The organism is Nostoc sp. FACHB-110, assembly GCF_014697425.1.
In the GTDB taxonomy this organism is placed as follows: Bacteria; Cyanobacteriota; Cyanobacteriia; order Cyanobacteriales; family Nostocaceae; genus Nostoc_B.
The window spans coordinates 92,999-110,923 of the sequence record NZ_JACJRU010000014.1; the positions used below are offsets into that span (position 1 = coordinate 92,999).

19 protein-coding genes are annotated in these 17,925 nt (G+C 41.2%); 2 read left to right on the plus strand and 17 right to left on the minus strand.

Features of this window, described 5'->3' with window-relative positions; all coding sequences use genetic code 11:
- Positions 1-14 precede the first annotated feature (14 nt).
- From H6G69_RS15400 to H6G69_RS15435, 8 genes are all read right to left on the minus strand, one after another.
- Positions 15-1,562 carry an FAD-dependent oxidoreductase gene (locus H6G69_RS15400; RefSeq protein ID WP_190688483.1) on the minus strand — a complete coding sequence of 516 codons (1,548 nt, stop codon included), beginning with the start codon at positions 1,560-1,562 and terminating at the stop codon, positions 15-17.
- Between the two features lie 188 nt (positions 1,563-1,750).
- Positions 1,751-3,394: a pentapeptide repeat-containing protein gene (locus tag H6G69_RS15405; RefSeq protein WP_190688486.1), complete on the minus strand. Its 1,644-nt coding sequence runs from the start codon at positions 3,392-3,394 to the stop codon at positions 1,751-1,753.
- 202 nt (positions 3,395-3,596) lie between these two features.
- A complete protein-coding gene (locus H6G69_RS15410) occupies positions 3,597-5,381 on the minus strand; it encodes an ABC transporter ATP-binding protein (RefSeq protein WP_190688489.1) in 1,785 nt (594 codons plus the stop codon).
- Positions 5,378-7,120 (minus strand): ABC transporter ATP-binding protein, encoded by a 1,743-nt coding sequence (locus H6G69_RS15415; RefSeq protein ID WP_190688623.1) that lies wholly within the window; start codon positions 7,118-7,120, stop codon positions 5,378-5,380. Before H6G69_RS15415 ends, H6G69_RS15410 begins: the two co-directional genes overlap by 4 nt.
- Before the next feature lie 87 nt (positions 7,121-7,207).
- The gene (locus H6G69_RS15420; RefSeq protein WP_190688491.1) at positions 7,208-7,585 is read right to left on the minus strand and encodes a hypothetical protein; all 378 of its coding nucleotides are present in this window, start codon (positions 7,583-7,585) and stop codon (positions 7,208-7,210) included.
- Between the two features lie 454 nt (positions 7,586-8,039).
- A complete protein-coding gene (locus tag H6G69_RS15425) occupies positions 8,040-8,552 on the minus strand; it encodes a hypothetical protein (protein WP_190688493.1) in 513 nt (170 codons plus the stop codon).
- An 11-nt stretch (positions 8,553-8,563) separates the two neighbouring features.
- The gene (locus tag H6G69_RS15430) at positions 8,564-8,914 is read right to left on the minus strand and encodes a YtxH domain-containing protein (RefSeq protein WP_190688497.1); all 351 of its coding nucleotides are present in this window, start codon (positions 8,912-8,914) and stop codon (positions 8,564-8,566) included.
- A gap of 95 nt (positions 8,915-9,009) precedes the next feature.
- Positions 9,010-9,363, minus strand: coding sequence for a hypothetical protein (locus H6G69_RS15435; RefSeq protein WP_190688500.1), 354 nt, complete (start codon positions 9,361-9,363; stop codon positions 9,010-9,012).
- A gap of 101 nt (positions 9,364-9,464) precedes the next feature.
- On the opposite strand from H6G69_RS15435, the gene H6G69_RS15440 reads away from it, so the two are divergent.
- Both H6G69_RS15440 and H6G69_RS15445 read left to right on the plus strand, forming a co-directional pair.
- Entirely contained in the window at positions 9,465-10,058 is a 594-nt protein-coding gene (locus H6G69_RS15440) for a Uma2 family endonuclease (protein ID WP_190688626.1), read from the plus strand.
- Between the two features lie 91 nt (positions 10,059-10,149).
- A complete protein-coding gene (locus H6G69_RS15445) occupies positions 10,150-11,448 on the plus strand; it encodes an APC family permease (protein ID WP_190688503.1) in 1,299 nt (432 codons plus the stop codon).
- Between the two features lie 106 nt (positions 11,449-11,554).
- Here the strand turns inward: H6G69_RS15445 and H6G69_RS15450 are convergent, their stop codons facing one another.
- From H6G69_RS15450 to H6G69_RS15490, 9 genes are all read right to left on the minus strand, one after another.
- On the minus strand, positions 11,555-12,145 hold the full coding sequence (locus H6G69_RS15450) for a PadR family transcriptional regulator (RefSeq protein ID WP_190688506.1): 591 nt from the start codon (positions 12,143-12,145) through the stop codon (positions 11,555-11,557).
- 204 nt (positions 12,146-12,349) lie between these two features.
- A complete protein-coding gene (locus H6G69_RS15455; RefSeq protein WP_190688509.1) occupies positions 12,350-12,733 on the minus strand; it encodes a nuclear transport factor 2 family protein in 384 nt (127 codons plus the stop codon).
- Positions 12,734-12,914: 181 nt separating this feature from the next.
- A complete protein-coding gene (locus tag H6G69_RS15460; protein WP_190688512.1) occupies positions 12,915-13,346 on the minus strand; it encodes an EamA family transporter in 432 nt (143 codons plus the stop codon).
- A gap of 52 nt (positions 13,347-13,398) precedes the next feature.
- Entirely contained in the window at positions 13,399-13,743 is a 345-nt protein-coding gene (gene petJ, locus H6G69_RS15465; RefSeq protein ID WP_190688515.1) for a cytochrome c6 PetJ, read from the minus strand.
- 469 nt (positions 13,744-14,212) lie between these two features.
- On the minus strand, positions 14,213-14,632 hold the full coding sequence (petE, locus tag H6G69_RS15470) for a plastocyanin (RefSeq protein WP_190688518.1): 420 nt from the start codon (positions 14,630-14,632) through the stop codon (positions 14,213-14,215).
- Positions 14,633-15,055: 423 nt separating this feature from the next.
- Positions 15,056-15,547 (minus strand): photosystem II cytochrome c-550, encoded by a 492-nt coding sequence (psbV, locus tag H6G69_RS15475; RefSeq protein ID WP_190688521.1) that lies wholly within the window; start codon positions 15,545-15,547, stop codon positions 15,056-15,058.
- A gap of 65 nt (positions 15,548-15,612) precedes the next feature.
- Positions 15,613-15,879, minus strand: coding sequence for a hypothetical protein (locus tag H6G69_RS15480; RefSeq protein ID WP_190688523.1), 267 nt, complete (start codon positions 15,877-15,879; stop codon positions 15,613-15,615).
- Between the two features lie 247 nt (positions 15,880-16,126).
- Complete coding sequence (locus H6G69_RS15485; protein WP_190688526.1) at positions 16,127-16,963, minus strand: carbohydrate ABC transporter permease; 837 nt, start codon at positions 16,961-16,963, stop codon at positions 16,127-16,129.
- Positions 16,960-17,868 carry an ABC transporter permease subunit gene (locus tag H6G69_RS15490; protein WP_190688529.1) on the minus strand — a complete coding sequence of 303 codons (909 nt, stop codon included), beginning with the start codon at positions 17,866-17,868 and terminating at the stop codon, positions 16,960-16,962. The genes H6G69_RS15485 and H6G69_RS15490 overlap by 4 nt, the downstream gene beginning before the upstream one ends.
- Positions 17,869-17,925: the final 57 nt, after the last annotated feature.

Sequence of the window (17,925 nt, forward strand, 5' to 3'; positions counted from 1 at the left end):
AAGATAAGTCTACACTATAATTCATAATCAGAACCAGAACCATATTTCCAAGCATCAATCAGACGATGCCAATAATATTGTTGTGAACTGGGTTGATTCTTCATCCAACTTTCTAACCCCGGACTCAAATTAAATAATGCACTATAAATACCTAAATTGCTATAATGCACCATCCAGTCTAATAAATTACCTAACCCAACTTGCGGAATTATTTTAGCAATTAATCCTGGATGAGATAATCCTGTTTTAATTAGTGTTTGCGTCAATGCTGAAAACTGCACTACATCTTGCAAAAATGGTTTGAGGACTGGTTCACCTAACTGTTGCATTTGTAGAAATACTGCCGAAAGCAACTGATTAATTTGTGCTGGGCTAATATTTTGATTTACGCCAACACTCATTGCTTTTTGAAATAACCAAGTCACACTCAAACTCGGTTGATATGGTTGCAATAATGCCAAAGATTTTGCCGATAATTGATTAGTTTGCAGTGCTTCTTCCACACCCAAAGTTAAACGCTTCAGGTGACGCACCATTGCGCCAAAGCCACCAAAACTTAGAGGTGATTGATTTCCGCTACTATCGCCCATTGGTAAAATGCGATTCCAAGGTGTTTTTAGAGGACTTTCGCGGTAACTGGGAAAGAAACCAAATAATGCCCGTTGAAATTTTAATTGATGCAATTCTCTGCTTTGATATTTTGGCAAAAGCCGCAGATATTCCTCAAATAAATCTTCTAAACTTAAACGTTGTGGATGAGCATCTAAGTAGGTAAATAAATATGTGGTTCTACCATCTCTAGCAGGAAAAGCTTCCCAAAAGTATTGGCATTGATTTTGTAATGGTGTAAAGGAGAATAATAAATCACCAGAGCTATTTTCTGTAAAACCTTGAGCGCAACTGCCCACAACTAAACATAAAGCATCAGGTTTTTTACCTTGACGAGCTTGTTTAATAATGGGCGAAAAATGCCCCATTGCATCAATTAATAACTTAGCTTTGAATTGGTTATTTACTATAACTCCATCAGGATGAATTACGGCTTCACAGAAGGGCGTATTTTCTAATAAATGCCCACCAGCCGCAAGAAATTTGATTTTTAAAGTTTCTAACAGATAAACAGGGTCAACCCCAATATTGAGAACATTTTCTACCCAAACTTCTGTACCATTGTGAAAACCAACTCGTGCTGGGTTATATTGAGTGGCGATCGCTCTTTCTAATTCTTGTTCTGTTAGCAAGTTTAAATGCAAAAATACTGCTAATTCTTGGCGCGAAATATTCCATTCTTGCTCTCTACCTCGCAAAATACCGCGTTCCAGCAATGCTACGCGCCATCCCCGCACAGCTAAGGCACAACCAATTAAAATTCCTAAAGTACCGCCACAGATAATTACATCCCAGTCTACATCGCCTAAATTTTCTTTACTTTCCTTGACTACTGTTGGTATTGGTGCATTATTCTCTCTAATCGATTTGAGAATTTCATCAGTGTGCCGCAAACCGCGCAAAACATCACCCGGTAGTTGAGCCAGAATTTCTTGTGTTAGGGAAGTAGGCATACAATAAGAGGCTAGAGACTAGTACAACAAGGCAAAAGTAAAAAGAAAGAATACTGATACCACAAGCTTTTTAGCAATTTCCGATGGTCTGTTTATTTGCGCCAACCTGTACTAGATTTTTGATGATGGAAGGCTTGATTAGTAGTCTGTCAAGCCTTACATCATCTTTTTCAAATCTAGTTTCCTGATTATGATGATATGTTGGCGGCATTATTACTACTTTGAATATTTATGCTATTCATATTTGCTACTCTAGTATCTTCTTGTGGATAAAATTTTGATTGCTGAATTATAGTTCTGAGTACTTTTGCTAAACTCTGAATTTGTGAATCTTTTTCTATAATTGATAATTGTTGACTTGGCTGTAAAGTCTTGAGGTGGTTATAATCAGTAAAATATTCTGCGCTCAGTTGAGATTTATTGATATTATTAGCAGTTTTCACTTTCAATAAAAAAGTATTTTTTCCCCGCTTCTCTAAGGCTACAATTTCTAATTCTGCTTCTGGATGGTTTGCCGCCAAATTGATCAACGCAATGGCAATAGCACTAGGATTAATTTTTTGATTGTGGTATAGGTCTAGAGTATTAAAAATTGGTTGGATAAAATCAGCAAATTCTCCTTGTGCAAACGTTTCTTGAATATTGTCAGGTTTGCGGAAAGGCTCAGGCTCATCTAGTGTGGGTAAGCGCGTAAACACATACTCACACTTCACTTTTTGTAAGTTAGTTTCTCTGCTAATTTGCCAATCTTCAATATAAGCTCCTGTAAGGGTTGCACCTGTTAAATCAGCCCCACCTAATTGAGTTTGCTTTAATTTTGCTCCTGATAAATAAGCCGTTTGTAAATTAGCTTCTCGCAGATCAGTACCAATTAAACTAGCATTGGCTAAGTTGGCTTTTTGTACATTGATCCCGCGTAAGTTTTGACCATCAAAATTTTTTTCCTGTCCCTGTCCTGTAACTACTAATTTACGGACTTGTTTGTTTTGCAGATATGTTGACCCAGGCAAAATATGGTCAAGCATTTTGGCATTATGCCAAATAGTATTAGTCAGAATTGCATTTCTAAAATCTGTACTTTTGAGCATCGCGGCGGTAAAGTCTGCATCGGTTAAATCTGCACTGCGAAAACTTGTACCTCCCATTGCGGCAAAAACAATAGCAAGATGGCGAATTAAGGAATATTTTTGAGATCCCTTCATCGCTTTACGCGCCATATCAAGACTAAATAAGGTTCCGGCTGTGGCAAATAACCCAGCAAAAACTCCGGCAAACAAGAATGAATTGGCTCCTGCTATTGCAAAAGTGCCAACAAAGGCAACGGCAAATTCGACAGCAATACCAAAGCCGCCAGCAATAGCAAAAGCGACGGCTCCCGCGACGGCAAAACCGATGGCGACAGATGAGGCAAAGGCTCCAACAAGAGTTAAGGCTCCGGCTATAACTCCAGCGATGCTTATGGCTTTCATCAAGGTTTTGGCTTCTATGCCGTAGCGATTGATAATTGCAGCAAAGCTAATGATGGCAATTAAAGCAGTCCAACCAGAAATTTGATTGTGCAAACTAGAGCCGTTAAATATCTGTGACACCAAATAACCATTAAATGCCCAAAAAAATCCGGCGAGTCCTGCGACTAAACAGGAGACAAAGACTAAAAAAAACGCCCAACTGCGTTGCAGTCCGGCTTGAGCATGGCTAAAATTTGCGCCTTTGAGGTTGGCGTTGGTAAAATTTGCTCCGCGAATGTCAGCATAGCTGAAGTTTGCCCCTGCAAGGTCTTGTCCTTGAAAGTTACGTCCTTGAAGATTTTTTTCTGAGAAGTCTAAATTCATGTTTAATTTTACTGAAATTAGAGCTTATTTTATTACGCGCTTAAATATGCTAATACTTAATTTATTATATTGCTAAATCAAAAGCTAATTTTACAGAATACGACGTTAATATGTCTAAACATTACGGTTTATTTAATTATCGAACCACAGAGGACGCAGAGGACACGGAGTTAAAGAGGATTTAGGCGTAAGCTTCTATACTTTAATTGACTGTTGCTGTGCCTAATTGCAGAGCATAAAGGTTAGCGTAGACACCTTGCCGTGCAATTAGTTCTTGATGAGTACCTTGTTCGACAATTTGCCCTTGCTGAATTACCAAAACTTGGGAAGCTTGGGTAACGGTACTAAGGCGGTGGGCAATGACAAAGCTGGTACGACCTCGTAATAAACGGGCGATCGCAATTTGTACTAGTTCTTCTGTACGCGTATCTATACTGCTAGTTGCTTCATCAAGAATCAGAATGCGCGGATCAATCAATACTGCACGGGCGATACTAATTAATTGTCGTTGTCCTTGGCTCAGAGGCGCGCCCCGTTCGCCTAGTTGAGTTGTGTAACCTTGGGGCAGTGAGGTGATGAAGTCATGCACATTTGCTAGTTGGGCTGCGGCTTCAATCTCTGCTTGAGTAGCTTGAGGACGACCAAAGGCAATATTTTCGGCTACAGTACCGCTAAACAAAATATTGTCTTGCAAGACAATGCCAATCTGACGGCGCAAACTTGCTTGCGTTACGCTTCTTACATCAATGCCATCAATTTTGACTGCTCCACCAGTCACATCATAAAACCGCAAAATCATGTTGATGATTGTCGTTTTACCGGAACCAGTTCCCCCTACTAATGCAATCATCTGCCCAGGGTATGCATGTAAATTCACACCCTTAAGAACAAGTTGCCCTGGGTTATAGCCAAATTTGACATTCTCGAATGTGACCTCGCCTTGTATGGCTCGCATTTCTACAGCATCGGGCGCGTCGTTGAGTTGGGATGGTTCATCCAATAGCAAGAAAATTCGCTCTAACCCGGCAAAGGCTGACTGCGCTTGGGTGTAAAACTGGCTGAGAATTTGAATCGGGCGGAAGAACTGCTGGACGTAAAGCAAAAAGGATGTGACTACACCTACTGTTGCGGCTCCGGTGACAGCCAGATAGCCACCATAAGCCAAAACCCCGGCGGTGGCTAAGGTGTTGAGAAAATCAATTGAAGGCAAAAATGCTGAGGTAATCGCTACAGCTTGAACGTTCGCATCACGATTTGCGGCGTTGAGGATGTCGAATTCGGCAATGTTGAGATTGACGCGGTTAAATGCTTGGGCTTCGCGCACACTGCCAATATCTTCTTCTAACTTGGCAGACAGTTCACCGATGGTTTGGCGAGTGACACGGAATCTGGCTCTAGCCCAGCGAGCAAACAAGCTTGTAGTCAAAATCATTAACGGTACAACTAGGTTACTCAATAAGCCAAGTTGCAAGTTGATGGAGAGCATAGCGATAACAATGCCCACCAAACTAAAAATGTTACCTAGCATTTGGGCGATAGTTTGTCCAAATGCCTGATTTACAGTGTTGACATCATTCAATAGGCGGCTCATTAAATCGCCTGCTTCACTGCGGTCAAAAAAACTGAGTGGTAGACTTTGAAGTTTGTTGAAAATATCTTGCCGCAGTTGCGCCAACAATCGCTGCATTATCCAGCCGACGCGGACAATTTGCCCACGAATTGCCCAAATTCCGATTGCGTAGATTAAACCTAATAACGCTAATAGCAGCAACAAACCCTGCCAATCTCCCTTGGCAATTAAATTGTCAATTGACCAGCCCAGTAAGAACGGCCCGATCGCCTGGGTAGATGCACCAATGATAACTAATGTCAAGGCTATGGGAATTTCTTTGCGGTAGGGTCGAAAGTATTGTAAAAATCGCTGTATGGTAGATTTTTTGTGTGTTTTTTGCGATTCGGATGCCATCATCGCGCCTGTAGCTGTCATTTGTTCTCCTTGCGTTTAACTTGAGATTCCAAAATCGCACCATAGAGTGGGCTGGTTTGCATTAATTCTTCATGGGTTCCTTGAGCAACTAGTCTGCCTTTATCAATTAGAAAAATGCGATCGGCATTTTTGACGGTACTGATGCGTTGAGCTACAACAAAAGTGACACAAGCTTTTTGACGGATTAAATCATCTAGTTCAGCTTGGATTTGGGAAGCGGTTTTTGCATCTACCGCAGAGGTACTGTCATCCAAAATCAGAATACTGTAATCGGTTAATAAGGTACGAGCGATCGCTATACGTTGCTTTTGTCCCCCAGATAAGCCAACGCCCCGTTCCCCAACTATCGTTTCGTAGCCATCCGGCAAGCTACTGATAAAATCATGCATTTGGGCAGTTTTCGCTACTTCGATTACTGCTTCTAAACTGGCATTTGGTTTAGCGTAGGCAATATTTTCGCGGATAGTGCCTGAGAACAAGGTAGTTTCTTGAAATACGATCCCGATATGCGATCGGAGACTTTTGAAGGTAAAATCCCGCACATCTCGCCCATCAATCCGCACTGCGCCTTCGGTCACATCATAAAAGCGGGGGATCAAGTTCATAATGGTACTTTTGCCAGAACCCGTCATCCCTAAAACTGCTATGAGTTCTCTGGGTTTAGTTTCAAACGAAACATTCTTGAGAGCTTCGGTGGTTGCCCCAGGATAGCGAAAAGAAACGTTTTCAAAGGTAATTCTACCGCCGCAGGTATCAAAATCAACGGCATCTGGGCGATCGCGGATTTCGATGGCTGCATCGACTATTTCATAAACCCGTCCCGCCGAAGCCGTGGCTTGAGCGATCGCCGGGGCAGCAAAGCCAATTAATAAAATAGGTTGTAAAATTAACGCCAAATAAGAATTAAAAGCTACCAGTTCCCCTATTGAGAATCTGTTATCAATCACTAGCGCACCGCCATAACCAAAAACCGCCAGAGTCACCACATTACTCAGCAAAAATATGAAGGGAAATGTGTTGCGGATGGCGCGAATCGTCGTCATATTAGCCGTGACTAGGGCATTGTTGAGAGTCGTGTAACGCGACTTTTCGGCCGACTCGCGCACAAAAGCTTTAACTACCCTGATCCCAAAGAGATTTTCTTGCAATACGGAGTTAAGATTGCTGAGTTGTTCTTGTATCTGTCCGAATAGTCGGCTATTACGAGTAACAAATAATGCCATCAATAAGGCGGTGATTGGGACTACTGTTAAGGTAATTATGGCTAGTCGCCAATTCATCACCAGCAAAATTATTGCCACACTTACCAAAGAAACGAGCGCACCAATCACCTGAATTAAACTAGTACCGATAAAGGTGCGGATTTGTTCGATGTCGCTGGTAACACGAGTCAGCAGTTGGGATGTTTGTGACTGGTCGTGATAGCTAAAACTGAGATTTTGGATTTTGCTAAAAATTTTGTTTCGCAAGTCATAGGCGACACCTTGCGAAGCCGCTTCTGCCAAGTAGCTTTGACCAAAGTTAAACACACCGCGCGCGATCGCGGCAACTACCATCCAGGCTGCACTATAAAGAATTATGCGTAAATCTTGTTTAGTAATGCCTTGATCGATTCCCCAACGGAAGAGTTGGGGTGTCAGCGCATTAGCAGCTGTTAATAATAAAAGGCTGAATAATGCTCCTAATGAAGTCCATCGATAATTACGCAAGCTTTCTAAGACACGCTTAATTGCTTGCATCGAAGAATTTTTTTGGGCTTCTGGTTGTTGAACCAATGGTATTTACCCCTGTATCTTGTAAAAAATTATCTTTGGGCTTGTGTCTGGCTATTTATTCTGGAATTGTTCAGATTTCTTCCCCAAAGAAGCACTGCCAAAAAAGCTGGCCAAACTAAAAAACATCCAACCTAAACAGATATGTTTGCGTTCTTGCCACTTTTGCTCTTGGCTGATAACTATCGGTTTGGTTGTCGCCTCAATGATCTCTAATCCCCAGCAGCCCAATGCACCTATGCCAAATAAGTTGACACTCAAGATAGAGAAAATCATGATAGCTTTAAACAGGCGATCGGCGGCAGACTGCCGTCTCATTAACCGTTTGACAGCACGGCGATTCTGCATGAAACTAACTAGCTTCTCTTTTTCTTGCAGATTGCTTGCTGCTTGCGGTTTTGGCTCGTAGACGAGTTGTGTGTTATTAACCATTTGTTTGCACCTTTCTAGCAGTAACCAAGAATAGGCTGGAAGGTCTTTTTTGTATGGATTTTATGAGGAATTTATGTTCTAGCGTATCTGGCTATAGCTATATGTGTAAATTAAGTTTTATACCAGTGGTTAAATTTTTAACTCTTGGTACTGTTGAGACTGTTTAAGTTATTTGAAGAAGGCTGCAAAAGCCAGGAGACAGAATCAAGACGCTTGAAGACTCGCGCTTCGCGTTCCCATGAAATTCCCAATTCTGGCGACTGACGTATGTATTCTGTTTGATAATATATCTGGTGCGATCTGGCAATTTCTTTATCCCCTACACCCAGTCTCAAAATATTTATGAATACTTTTTAAGAATTTAACCAGAAAACTAAACACTTTATTAAGCTGTTAATAACAACACACCATCAGGGAACGACTGAGATTTTGTCGTCGTTCCCATTCTCTAATGTTAAGAAAACTCATCCTCATCATAACTATCGTTAGAGCGATAAGCTTCTGCCTTGAGGCGGCGATTTTCTTGTCTTAAAGTTTCCCGTTCTCGCAATGTTAGTTGTTTTTCGGCACTGGGTAAACGTTCGACGTTTCGCTTGCTAGATTTGGTACGTGTAAAAGTTTTCCAAGCGGTTTTCATCCCCACAAAAATGCTGCGAGTTCCTACTTGCAGATTTTGTGCTTGCTTTTTTGCACCATCAATGCCTTGGTCAACTTGTTTAACGACTTGCCCAGCACTTTTGACACCTTCACTTACATCGTTGGTTAAGTCAGTGATTTCAATGCCTGTCGTACGGATGGAATTTAAAGTTGGTGGTAGTTCGCGTGAGAGAGTGTCAAAAAACTTTTCGGCACTGCGGGCGGCGCGTGCTACCTCTTGCAAAGCGGGTATAGCCGCCACTAACACAGCCGTCAAACTGGCGGCAACTAAAAGTAGGGATAGTCCCAACCAAAACAGGGGATCAATCACGGTTATGCTGTTTATGAACGTTCCAAAGGCTGAGGAAGCGGATCTGAGTCTTCTGGATCTGCTTCTCGTTTTAAGACTTGACTTTCGCGCTGAGTTGCATCTATACCAGCTGCGATCGCTTCTTTGAGTCTATCTAACGTTTCATCCCAGTTTTTAAGTGCATTGTTAGACAGACGGTCTGCCTGAATTTGTACACTCGTTGATAAATCTTCTGCTAATTCTGGGATAGCATCAGCAGATTTCTTCAGAAGTTTACGCGTTTCGCGCCCTGTACGAGGAGCAATCAGCAGCCCAGTTAAAGCCCCAATAGTAGCTCCCAGCATCAAACCGCCGAAAAAGACTCCAGAACGGTTATTAGACATTTTGACTGTTTCTCTCCTTACACCTATTTTAGGTGGGTTTTCTCTCTTGAATAACTAGAATAATGGTTCTTCAGTTAATTTATTGTGACAATTTCTTATCGTGGAATGTTGCCACTACTTTTGGTAGCTTTGGTTGCTGTCTTTCTCAAAAAGGCAGAATTACGTCTAGGGAAATAGCGGTTTGCTAACAATAGGAGACTAACAATTTGCTGCACTTGTTGGATTTTTAATTGTAGAGATTGATTACCCTGACGGAGGTTATTGATATTTCTTTGACTAATTTCCAGATTTATCGGTGCTTGAGATAAAAAAGCATAGCTACATTGTTCATAAAAATTCAACCTGTCTGTGATCAATGCTATTCGCTGCTTAATCTGCCAAATTTGCCAAGCAATGAATAACAACATGAGGGAAATGAGAGTGTTAATAATGACTACTAGCGTTACCATTGTTACTTTTAATAGCAGTGGAGGTTAGGCCTTAAAAGGCTGTGAGAGGAACTAAGCAAGCGATCGCTCATAATAAAATTAATCTTCTTGGCAAAATACCTATGGAAACTCTTATCCTCAACATACCACCTGCCGTAGGTTTGACAGACGAGCAGTTTTATCAACTGTGTATAGCCAATGATGAGTGGCGCATCGAACTTACCGCCGAAGGAGAACTGATAATTATGCCCCCAACTGGCGGCGAAAGCGGCATCCAAAATTCGGAACTCACAACCGAAGTAAACTTATGGAATCGTCAAACCAAGCTAGGCAAAGTATTTGACTCTTCTACAGAATTTCGCTTACCAAATGGTGCTTATCGTTCGCCAGATGTTTCTTGGATAAAACAAGAACGCTGGGATGCACTCACCACTGACCAACGGCGACGCTTCCCACCACTGTGTCCCGATTTTGTAATTGAGTTGCGCTCTCAAACTGATTCGCTTAAAACACTGCGGGCCAAAATGCAGGAGTATAAAGATAATGGTGCGCGTTTAGGTTGGTTGATTGACCCTATCACACCCTTAGTCGAAATTTACCGCCCTGGTGTTGCGGTGGAAACGCTGAACTTTTCGGTTGACCAACCACCCCAACTTTCGGGCGAAGATGTTTTACCAGGGTTTGTTTTAGATTTAAGCCTCATTTTGAATTTGTAAATTGAGCTTTTTATTTTGTATCGCCGCTACTATCGACCAACCTTGATGTAGTGATATCCTTTCTATCAATCTAAATCAGGAGAGCCGCAAGATGTCCGTTAGCAATTCACCGCCCCAACTCAAACGCGAGTTAGGGGTTTTTGGTGCAACCCTGATGGGACTCGGTTCAATTGTGGGAACGGGTGTATTTGTGAGTATTGGTATCGCTGCGGGAATAGCTGGCCCGGCGGTAATTCTGGCAGTGGTCATAGGGGCAATTGTGGCGACTTGTAATGGTTTAAACAGCGCCCAGTTAGCAGCTAATCATGCTGTGAGTGGTGGTACTTATGAATATGGTTATAAATATCTAACTCCGGCTTTTGGTTTCACTGCTGGTTGGATGTTTTTAGTAGCGAAAACTGCTTCGGCTGCTACTGCTGCTTTAGGTTTTGCTGGGTATTTTCTGAATATTTTAGGTTGGAGTAGCAATTGGGTTATACCTGTGGCAGTATTAGCTGTGGTAGTAATGACCGTGATTGTGTTAAGTGGAATTCGACGGTCTAATTTAGCTAATACTGTAATTGTTTCAGTAACTTTATTATCTTTAGGTTTATTTATTTTGATTTGTTTACCCCGTGCTGCAACTACGGGTATAGCAAATCTCACGCCATTTTTTACTAGTTCTCCAGGGGCAGTACTTCATACTAGCGCGCTGATGTTTGTGGCTTACACTGGTTACGGCCGTATTGCCACAATGGGAGAAGAAGCGCGATCGCCTAGAGATACAATTCCTAAAGCGATGATTATTTGTTTGTTGCTGACAATGCTGTTATATATAGTTGTCGCAACTGTTGGTATTGGGGCTGTAGGCGTAGATTTTTTAACTGATGCTACAGGACAAGCAAAAGCCGCACCACTAGAAGTAGTAGCGCGGAGTTTAGCAGGTTCAAGTGCCGCTTTGGTTTTAGCTATCGGCGCGATGACTGCTATGTTAGGTGTACTATTAAACTTAGTGTTAGGCTTATCTCGCGTGTTACTCGCAATGGGTCGTCGTGGAGATGCGCCGCGATTTTTAGCCAGATTAAACCGTGAACAAAATTCGCCATACTGGGCTGTAGTTGTGGTGGGAATTGCGATCGCAATTTTAGTATTGTTAGGTAACGTCAAAACTACTTGGTCGTTTAGTGCTTTTAGCGTTTTAATTTATTACGCAATTACTAACTTAGCTTCCCTCAAACTCAGTTCATCCGAAAGGCTATATCCCTTATGGGTAGGCTGGTTTGGTCTGTTATCTTGTTTATTTCTGGCTTTTTGGGTAGAGTCTGCTATCTGGCAATTTGGCTTAGGGTTAATTGCGGTTGGTTTAATTTGGCATAAAACCCGACGGATAGTAGGTAATAAAGATAGCTAATATAGGACTCATATTTGATTTTTGAACGTCCAAACTTACTCTTTCCTACTACTATTCCCTACTCCCTACTCCCTGACTACGCAAATAATTTCCATCATCAAACTACTTATTGCTCGGACAGAAATTTATAAATCTCACGCTTTGCCTGAACAAGTAAATCGCGTATTCGATTTGCTTGTTCTAAATTGCCACTACGAGCCACCTGTGCAACAACATCATTTAACTCGGTTAAAGCGCGCCGCAAATCAATCAATTCCGAAGGCTTGTTGTCTGCCAACCTGTCGTGAGCGTTGTGGGAATCAGCCTGCGGGTGGCGTTCGCCCAGTAATTGTCTACCACTATCTGTAATTGTGTAGACACGCTTACCTTCGACTTGCTCACTAGTTAAATAACCGCCTTCTTCCAACATTTGAAGTGTTGGATAAACAGAACCAGGACTAAGGCGGCGAAAGCCTCCATGACGGGTTTCTAGCTCTTTAATCAATTCGTAACCATGCTGAGGACGCTCTGATAAAAGCCCAAGCAGCATAAATTTAATGTCGCCACGACGGTGACGAGGCGGTTCGTCTCCCCAGCCACCACCTGATGAACCTAATTTTCCATGTCCATGTCGTCCACGTCCACTCATGGAATGATGGGCAAATCCTTCTTCTGCATGGGCTGGTATCGGAAAATGTGGATGAAATTGTCTAAACATATGTAATTCCTTGTGTTTGTTGAAATATCACGATATATCGTTATCGCTGTATTCAATATATTGCGATATATCGGATTTGTCAACAAAAAATTTTCAATACTTGTGAAACTGCCTATATACAAGCGTTTGTGGGGTTTGGCAGTTATATCGTTAGGATTTACGGATGAAAATGAAAATCAAGTGTGATGAGTGGTATGCCAGTCTTCAGTTGTCGGTGCTTAACGTAACCACGCTTCCTGCAATCACTTTCCAGTTGTTTTCAAATAGCTTCCAAACCCTGAGATAGCGGAATTTGCCATCAATTTCTTGCCCTAAATAGTTTCCTTTGATCTCTACCGTGACAGCAACAACAACGTCGTCTGCGATCATGTTTAGCATTAGATCGCTTGATTCAACTGTATGCAGGTTGATGTTTCCCGAACGGTAATTTTTTATATCCATCGCTTTAGTTGCCGTTTCGCCACTAGGCCCGTTAAACAGAAGCTCATCGTGCAGCAGTTGATCTAAAAGTTCCACGTTATTGGTTTTCATCGCTTTTAGGAGTTTTTTCTCGTTAGCGATGACCTGGGCTTTGTGGGTGGCATCCATGCTGTTTGTTGTTGAATTTGACCCTAGATAAGTTCATACTACAGGCTGTGAAGCCAGTGAGCAAGGGTGGCTAAATAGCAAGACACAGTGAGATTTGAATAAGGCAGTATGCTTTTGGCAGTGAGATGTGTTTTAGAACTAAATTGAAGCCGAGAAGTGCAATATCGAAGCCACTTAAATATCAAAATATTATAACTAAAGTACCTAAAACTACTAATAAATTGCCTAATACAACTTTCCAATTTACAGGTTCGCCAAGAAATATGACAGAAAATAACAAAACTAATACCAAACTAAATTTATCTATAGGTGCAACTAATGATGCTTTTCCTGTTTGTAAGGCTCTAAAATAAAAAATCCAAGACAAACCAGTTGCTATGCCAGATAATATTAAAAACAACATAGTCTTGGGAGAAATTTCTAAAACTTTAGCAGCGTTACCTTGAAAAAAGACAATTCCCCAAGCAACTACCAAAATTACAACTGTGCGGATAGCTGTTGCTAAATTAGAATTTACATTTTCTACACCGATTTTGCCAAATATGGTGGTTAAAGCGGCAAAACCAGCCGACAGTAAGCCATATATCCACCATATATTTGTGTTGCTGTTCATCGTTATATCCTAGCAATCAAGGTTGCGATCGCAAGCTCATTCAATGAGTTTACTACCAACCCTGTTCTGATTTTTGAAAAACATATCCAGCAACATCCACAATTTCTTCGGGAGTTAACTTATTTTTGAAAGATGGCATAGCATTTTTGCCATTCTGCACCTGATGAATAATTGCTTGAATGGAGTCGGTATTATAATCTGCAAGATATTTGGACAGAGCTTCTTTGTGTAAAGTTTTCTCAGGGATTAAGATATTACCGCCACCGATATGGCATGAAGAACAGTTGTCACTGAAGATTTTAGCACCGTTGGATGCCTCAGCCGCTAGTGCGACATCAGTAAATTTTAAATTAAAGAGAGCGATCGCCAGAAATAAGATTAATAAAAGTATTCTCAAATCATTCTCCTCGCAAACAGGCTCCAGCGATTAAACAAAATTCTCCACTAAACATTTTATATAGGAATCTGGTTTGATTGCTGAAAATACTTGTGGAGTGAGGAAACAAGCAGCAGTAAATCAGGTATTGTAGGATATACCAATTTTTTCAAAAATCAAATATTGTAATTCAGACAAGGCAAAAGATGGGAGCAAAAACACTGTTGCTACAAGTCGGCAAAACCAACAACAGTGTTGTCTGCTCAAAGAACTAGCTCAACTTTTCGCTGGCTCTGTTGTAAATTTGCATAAAATTAGCGGTGACGAGTCTATCTCTGACATTGCTTATGCACTGTTGAGCATTCTGGGCGGAAATAAAACTCGTCACCGCTATTAGTTAATTTTTTGTATGCGCCAGGTTATGGCATTTGTTAGTTTGTGAATCTGACTGAAGAGCCTAGAAAACTAACTAGTTTCTACAGTGCTATTTTTAGCCTTCAACAATGATGTGGCCAACCATACCAGCACCACGGTGAGGTTCACAATAGAAGGTGTAATCACCAGCAGGTGCATCAGCGGGGATAGTGGTGGTTTCTTTTTGACCAGGACTCATAAGCAAGCTTTTGTGAGACAAAGATTTCGCTAAATCTCCACTTTTGGCAGGGTTGAGAGCCGCATCAAACACAACGTTATGGGGAGGAACTTTGTTGTTGACCCATTCAATTGTATCGCCGGGCTTCACTGTTAACTTCTTGGGTTCAAATGCCAGCATTCCTTTATCGCTACCCAACTTGATGATATGGGTTTCAGCAGACGCTGAAGGTGTAAAAATAGCAAAGCTGCTTACAACTAAAATAATTGTCAATACAGCTAGGCTCAAGCGTCGCAGACTGGCCGCAATCAATTTCATGGCTTTCTCCTAACAGATAGTTTTGATTTCCCTATTTCATTTTAAATAAAATCAACGCCAAAGTATGACAATATGTCGTAGATCCAATTTTTTTTAATAATCTGGCATTCAACCAATATGCAAAAACTTACCCATCAGCAATAATTACTAGACTGCCTAGCACTAAAAATTTTTGGCTGATGGCAGGATGGAATAGTAACGTTTTTTACATTCCCTTGATTTTCAAGTCCAAAGCAAACTCAACAATCAATCCCAACTACTAAAAAATTATTAAAAACTGGGAATTAGGTACTGTGAAGTATTAAGAGCGAAGTCTTAAGGTTGAAGGATGTCACAATTGAAATTTCATACTTCATGCTTCTGACTTCAGACTTTTTTCTTCCCAGTACCCAATTCCCCATAACTCAGTAATCAGCCTGAATTTTAGTAATAGATTTTGCCGCCGCCCCATTTGCTGCCTACAACTTTGGGTTGTAGGAGAATGTGACCAGCTATAGAGACTAAATCATCTTCAGTGAGATTACGCATTGCTGTGAAAATATCTGCACTCTTGAGGCTGGGGTGTAATTCAGAGATTTCCTCTTCCCCATCATAAGTAGTGGGATTTTTTATGTAATCTACCAAACCTTCAATGTTATTCCGGTTTGGTGTAGCCAGTGCTAATGCTTCTGGTTCCAGACCTACGTTTTGGTTGGTTTTGGTAACGCCACCAACATGACATTGCGCGCAAGCGTACTGAAATAAACGTTTGCCTTCTTTAACTTGTTTGAGGCTCAGTGTGATATTTTCACCCTTGTCATTTAATGGCACTGTTCTGGTAGCTTTGTCTAGTTCCACAGCTGTAGCGCTAGCAACCATCAACTGAAATGTCAGTATCACAGTAACCACAACAACGCCAATTAATCTTCTAAACATTGTTTCCCCTTAAAAATTTTGACGCTCAACACAGCTAAATCATGCGATGCTCAATCTCTGTGCCGCTAACGGTGGTTATATGTTATTAAAGATTCGCTCAAGCCTGAAATCGCCCATAAGGTGACTCTGGTATCATTAACCGAGTTGCTAGTGCCTTGATGGTAAATTTCAGGCGACCTTTGCGCCATAATTGCTTTTGCATTGTCTAACGCCCAATTAGCCTTTTGGCATTTATAGGCAATTTCCCATTGGTTACACAAAGAAAACACTTTCTCTACAGTCATACTGTAGTCTGTTGCTATCTCTGCGCTCGGTAGATATGCAAAATCCATAATGTTTTGTTAACTGACAAATAGAGATTGAGTCGCTGTAATACCAATATCACGTTAGGTGTGCAATTTGTTGCCCAAAATTTGGAGTAGGGGGTGGGAAGAAGTGTGAAGTATGAAGTATGAAGTGTGAAGTATGAAGTATGAAGTGTGAAGTATGAAGTATGAAATTTTTCTTGAGCATTTTTGTCGGCTTGCTATTTTGAACGAGTGGGGGAGTTACAAATGACTAATGACTATTGACAAATGACTACCCTTTACCGCCTGTAAAGGTGGCACTTTGGATAAAATAGCGATTGAAGAAAGCATATATACCTAAAGCAGGCAGGGTAAATACCATCGATGCTGCCATGATGTAGTTCCAATAGCTGATGTATAGACCTTTAAATGTGTTTAAGCCTAAAGGTAAGGTGAACATTTCGGGGTCAAATAAGATAACTACAGGCAATAAGAAATTATTCCAGCTACCCATAAAGACAAAAACAGCCTGGGCGGCTAGTGCGGGTTTGGCTAAAGGTATAACAATATATCTAAAAATGCCCCAGGTATTTAAGCCATCTAATTGCGCGGCTTCTTCTAGTTCTTTGGGAAAATTCACAAAAAACTGCCGCATCATAAAGATAAAAGTGGCATTTACCATCCCAGGCACAATCATACCTTGATAAGAATTTAGCCAACCGATCGCCTTTAAAATCAAAAATGTCGGAATCAAGGTAATTTGCGCTGGTACTGCCAACACTGCCAAAATCAAAAAGAACCAGAAGTTTTTGCCCACAAAGCGCAGTCTTGCCAAGGCATATCCCGCCATTGAGTTAAATATCAGGTTTAATATGGTCACGCTGACGGCGATAAATACACTGTTGAACAGCCAACGCCAAAATAGTGGTTCTTGTACAAATATTTGCTTGTAATTATCTAAGGTAAAATTTTTGGGGATAAAGTCACTGCCACCGTTAACGATTTCTGATAGTGGTTTAAATGATGCTGACAATGCCCAAACAAAGGGAACTACGGTAATAACTGCATACAGCGTCAACACCACGTATAACAATACTTTCAACCAAGGAGTGCGAGAAATTGTATTCAAATTTTTTCGCCTCCAAATAAACGCCGTTGGATTATAGTTATGGTGATGATGACTAATGCTAGTAAAAATGCGATCGCAGCAGCATAACCCATCTGTAAATTGCGAAATACAGCTTGGTAAATCAGCAACACCAAAGTCAAAGTCGCATTATTCGGCCCGCCAGTCCCAGCAGAAAAAATATAAGACTGGTCAAATAATTGAAAAGTCCCAATGATGCCAATAGCGACAACAAAAAAAGTTACAGGCTTTAACAACGGAATTGTAATGTGAATAAACTGCTGCCAAGCATTGGCCCCATCTAGTTCTGCCGCCTCATACAATTTTTGTGGAATATCCTGCAACGCTGCTAGATAAATCACCATATAAAACGGCGCAGTTGACCAGATATTCATCATCATGATGCCTTTAAGTGCTACCGCCGGATCACCCAACCAGTTATAAGTAGGTAAGCCTAAAAAAGCCAAAACATCATTCAGTAACCCATCCGTGTTATAAATCCACATAAAAATCAGCGTCAGCACCGCCGAAGATGTCACCGTGGGTAAAAAGTAGAGGATACGCCACAAGTTTTTGCCGCGAATTCCCGAATTCAAAGTTACCGCCATAACTAACGCCAAAATAGTTTGCGAAGGTACGACAATAGCAACGTATTCTGCCGTATTTTTCAAAGCTATCCACACCCGTTCATCTTCTACTAAACGGCCAAAATTGCGAAAACCGATAAACTCATACTCAATTCCCCCAAGCAGTTGTACTTTGTGGAATGACAGAAAGACTGCATCAAGAATTGGTAAGACGACAAAAGTACCCAAAACCAAAATAGTCGGCGCAAGAAACAGATATCCAGCCAGATTTTCTGTCAAATTCCACCTAGGACTGTTTTGCCGCCTGCTGATTTGCAACACAACTTAACCTCCGCCTAATACCTGCCTAGTTGAAGCGATAGGTGGTGCATGATTATT

What these genes read in the sequence shown, in the direction of transcription:
- H6G69_RS15420 (WP_190688491.1), bottom strand. Translation starts at nt 7,585, where the DNA reads ATGGTTAATAACACACAACTCGTCTACGAGCCAAAACCGCAAGCAGCA.
- H6G69_RS15440 (WP_190688626.1), top strand. Translation starts at nt 9,465, where the DNA reads ATGGAAACTCTTATCCTCAACATACCACCTGCCGTAGGTTTGACAGAC.
- H6G69_RS15405 (WP_190688486.1), bottom strand. Translation starts at nt 3,394, where the DNA reads ATGAATTTAGACTTCTCAGAAAAAAATCTTCAAGGACGTAACTTTCAA.
- H6G69_RS15435 (WP_190688500.1), bottom strand. Translation starts at nt 9,363, where the DNA reads ATGGTAACGCTAGTAGTCATTATTAACACTCTCATTTCCCTCATGTTG.
- petE (WP_190688518.1), bottom strand. Translation starts at nt 14,632, where the DNA reads ATGAAATTGATTGCGGCCAGTCTGCGACGCTTGAGCCTAGCTGTATTG.
- H6G69_RS15415 (WP_190688623.1), bottom strand. Translation starts at nt 7,120, where the DNA reads ATGCAAGCAATTAAGCGTGTCTTAGAAAGCTTGCGTAATTATCGATGG.
- H6G69_RS15445 (WP_190688503.1), top strand. Translation starts at nt 10,150, where the DNA reads ATGTCCGTTAGCAATTCACCGCCCCAACTCAAACGCGAGTTAGGGGTT.
- H6G69_RS15460 (WP_190688512.1), bottom strand. Translation starts at nt 13,346, where the DNA reads ATGAACAGCAACACAAATATATGGTGGATATATGGCTTACTGTCGGCT.
- H6G69_RS15455 (WP_190688509.1), bottom strand. Translation starts at nt 12,733, where the DNA reads ATGGATGCCACCCACAAAGCCCAGGTCATCGCTAACGAGAAAAAACTC.
- H6G69_RS15410 (WP_190688489.1), bottom strand. Translation starts at nt 5,381, where the DNA reads ATGACAGCTACAGGCGCGATGATGGCATCCGAATCGCAAAAAACACAC.
- H6G69_RS15480 (WP_190688523.1), bottom strand. Translation starts at nt 15,879, where the DNA reads ATGGATTTTGCATATCTACCGAGCGCAGAGATAGCAACAGACTACAGT.
- psbV (WP_190688521.1), bottom strand. Translation starts at nt 15,547, where the DNA reads ATGTTTAGAAGATTAATTGGCGTTGTTGTGGTTACTGTGATACTGACA.
- H6G69_RS15430 (WP_190688497.1), bottom strand. Translation starts at nt 8,914, where the DNA reads ATGTCTAATAACCGTTCTGGAGTCTTTTTCGGCGGTTTGATGCTGGGA.
- H6G69_RS15400 (WP_190688483.1), bottom strand. Translation starts at nt 1,562, where the DNA reads ATGCCTACTTCCCTAACACAAGAAATTCTGGCTCAACTACCGGGTGAT.
- H6G69_RS15450 (WP_190688506.1), bottom strand. Translation starts at nt 12,145, where the DNA reads ATGTTTAGACAATTTCATCCACATTTTCCGATACCAGCCCATGCAGAA.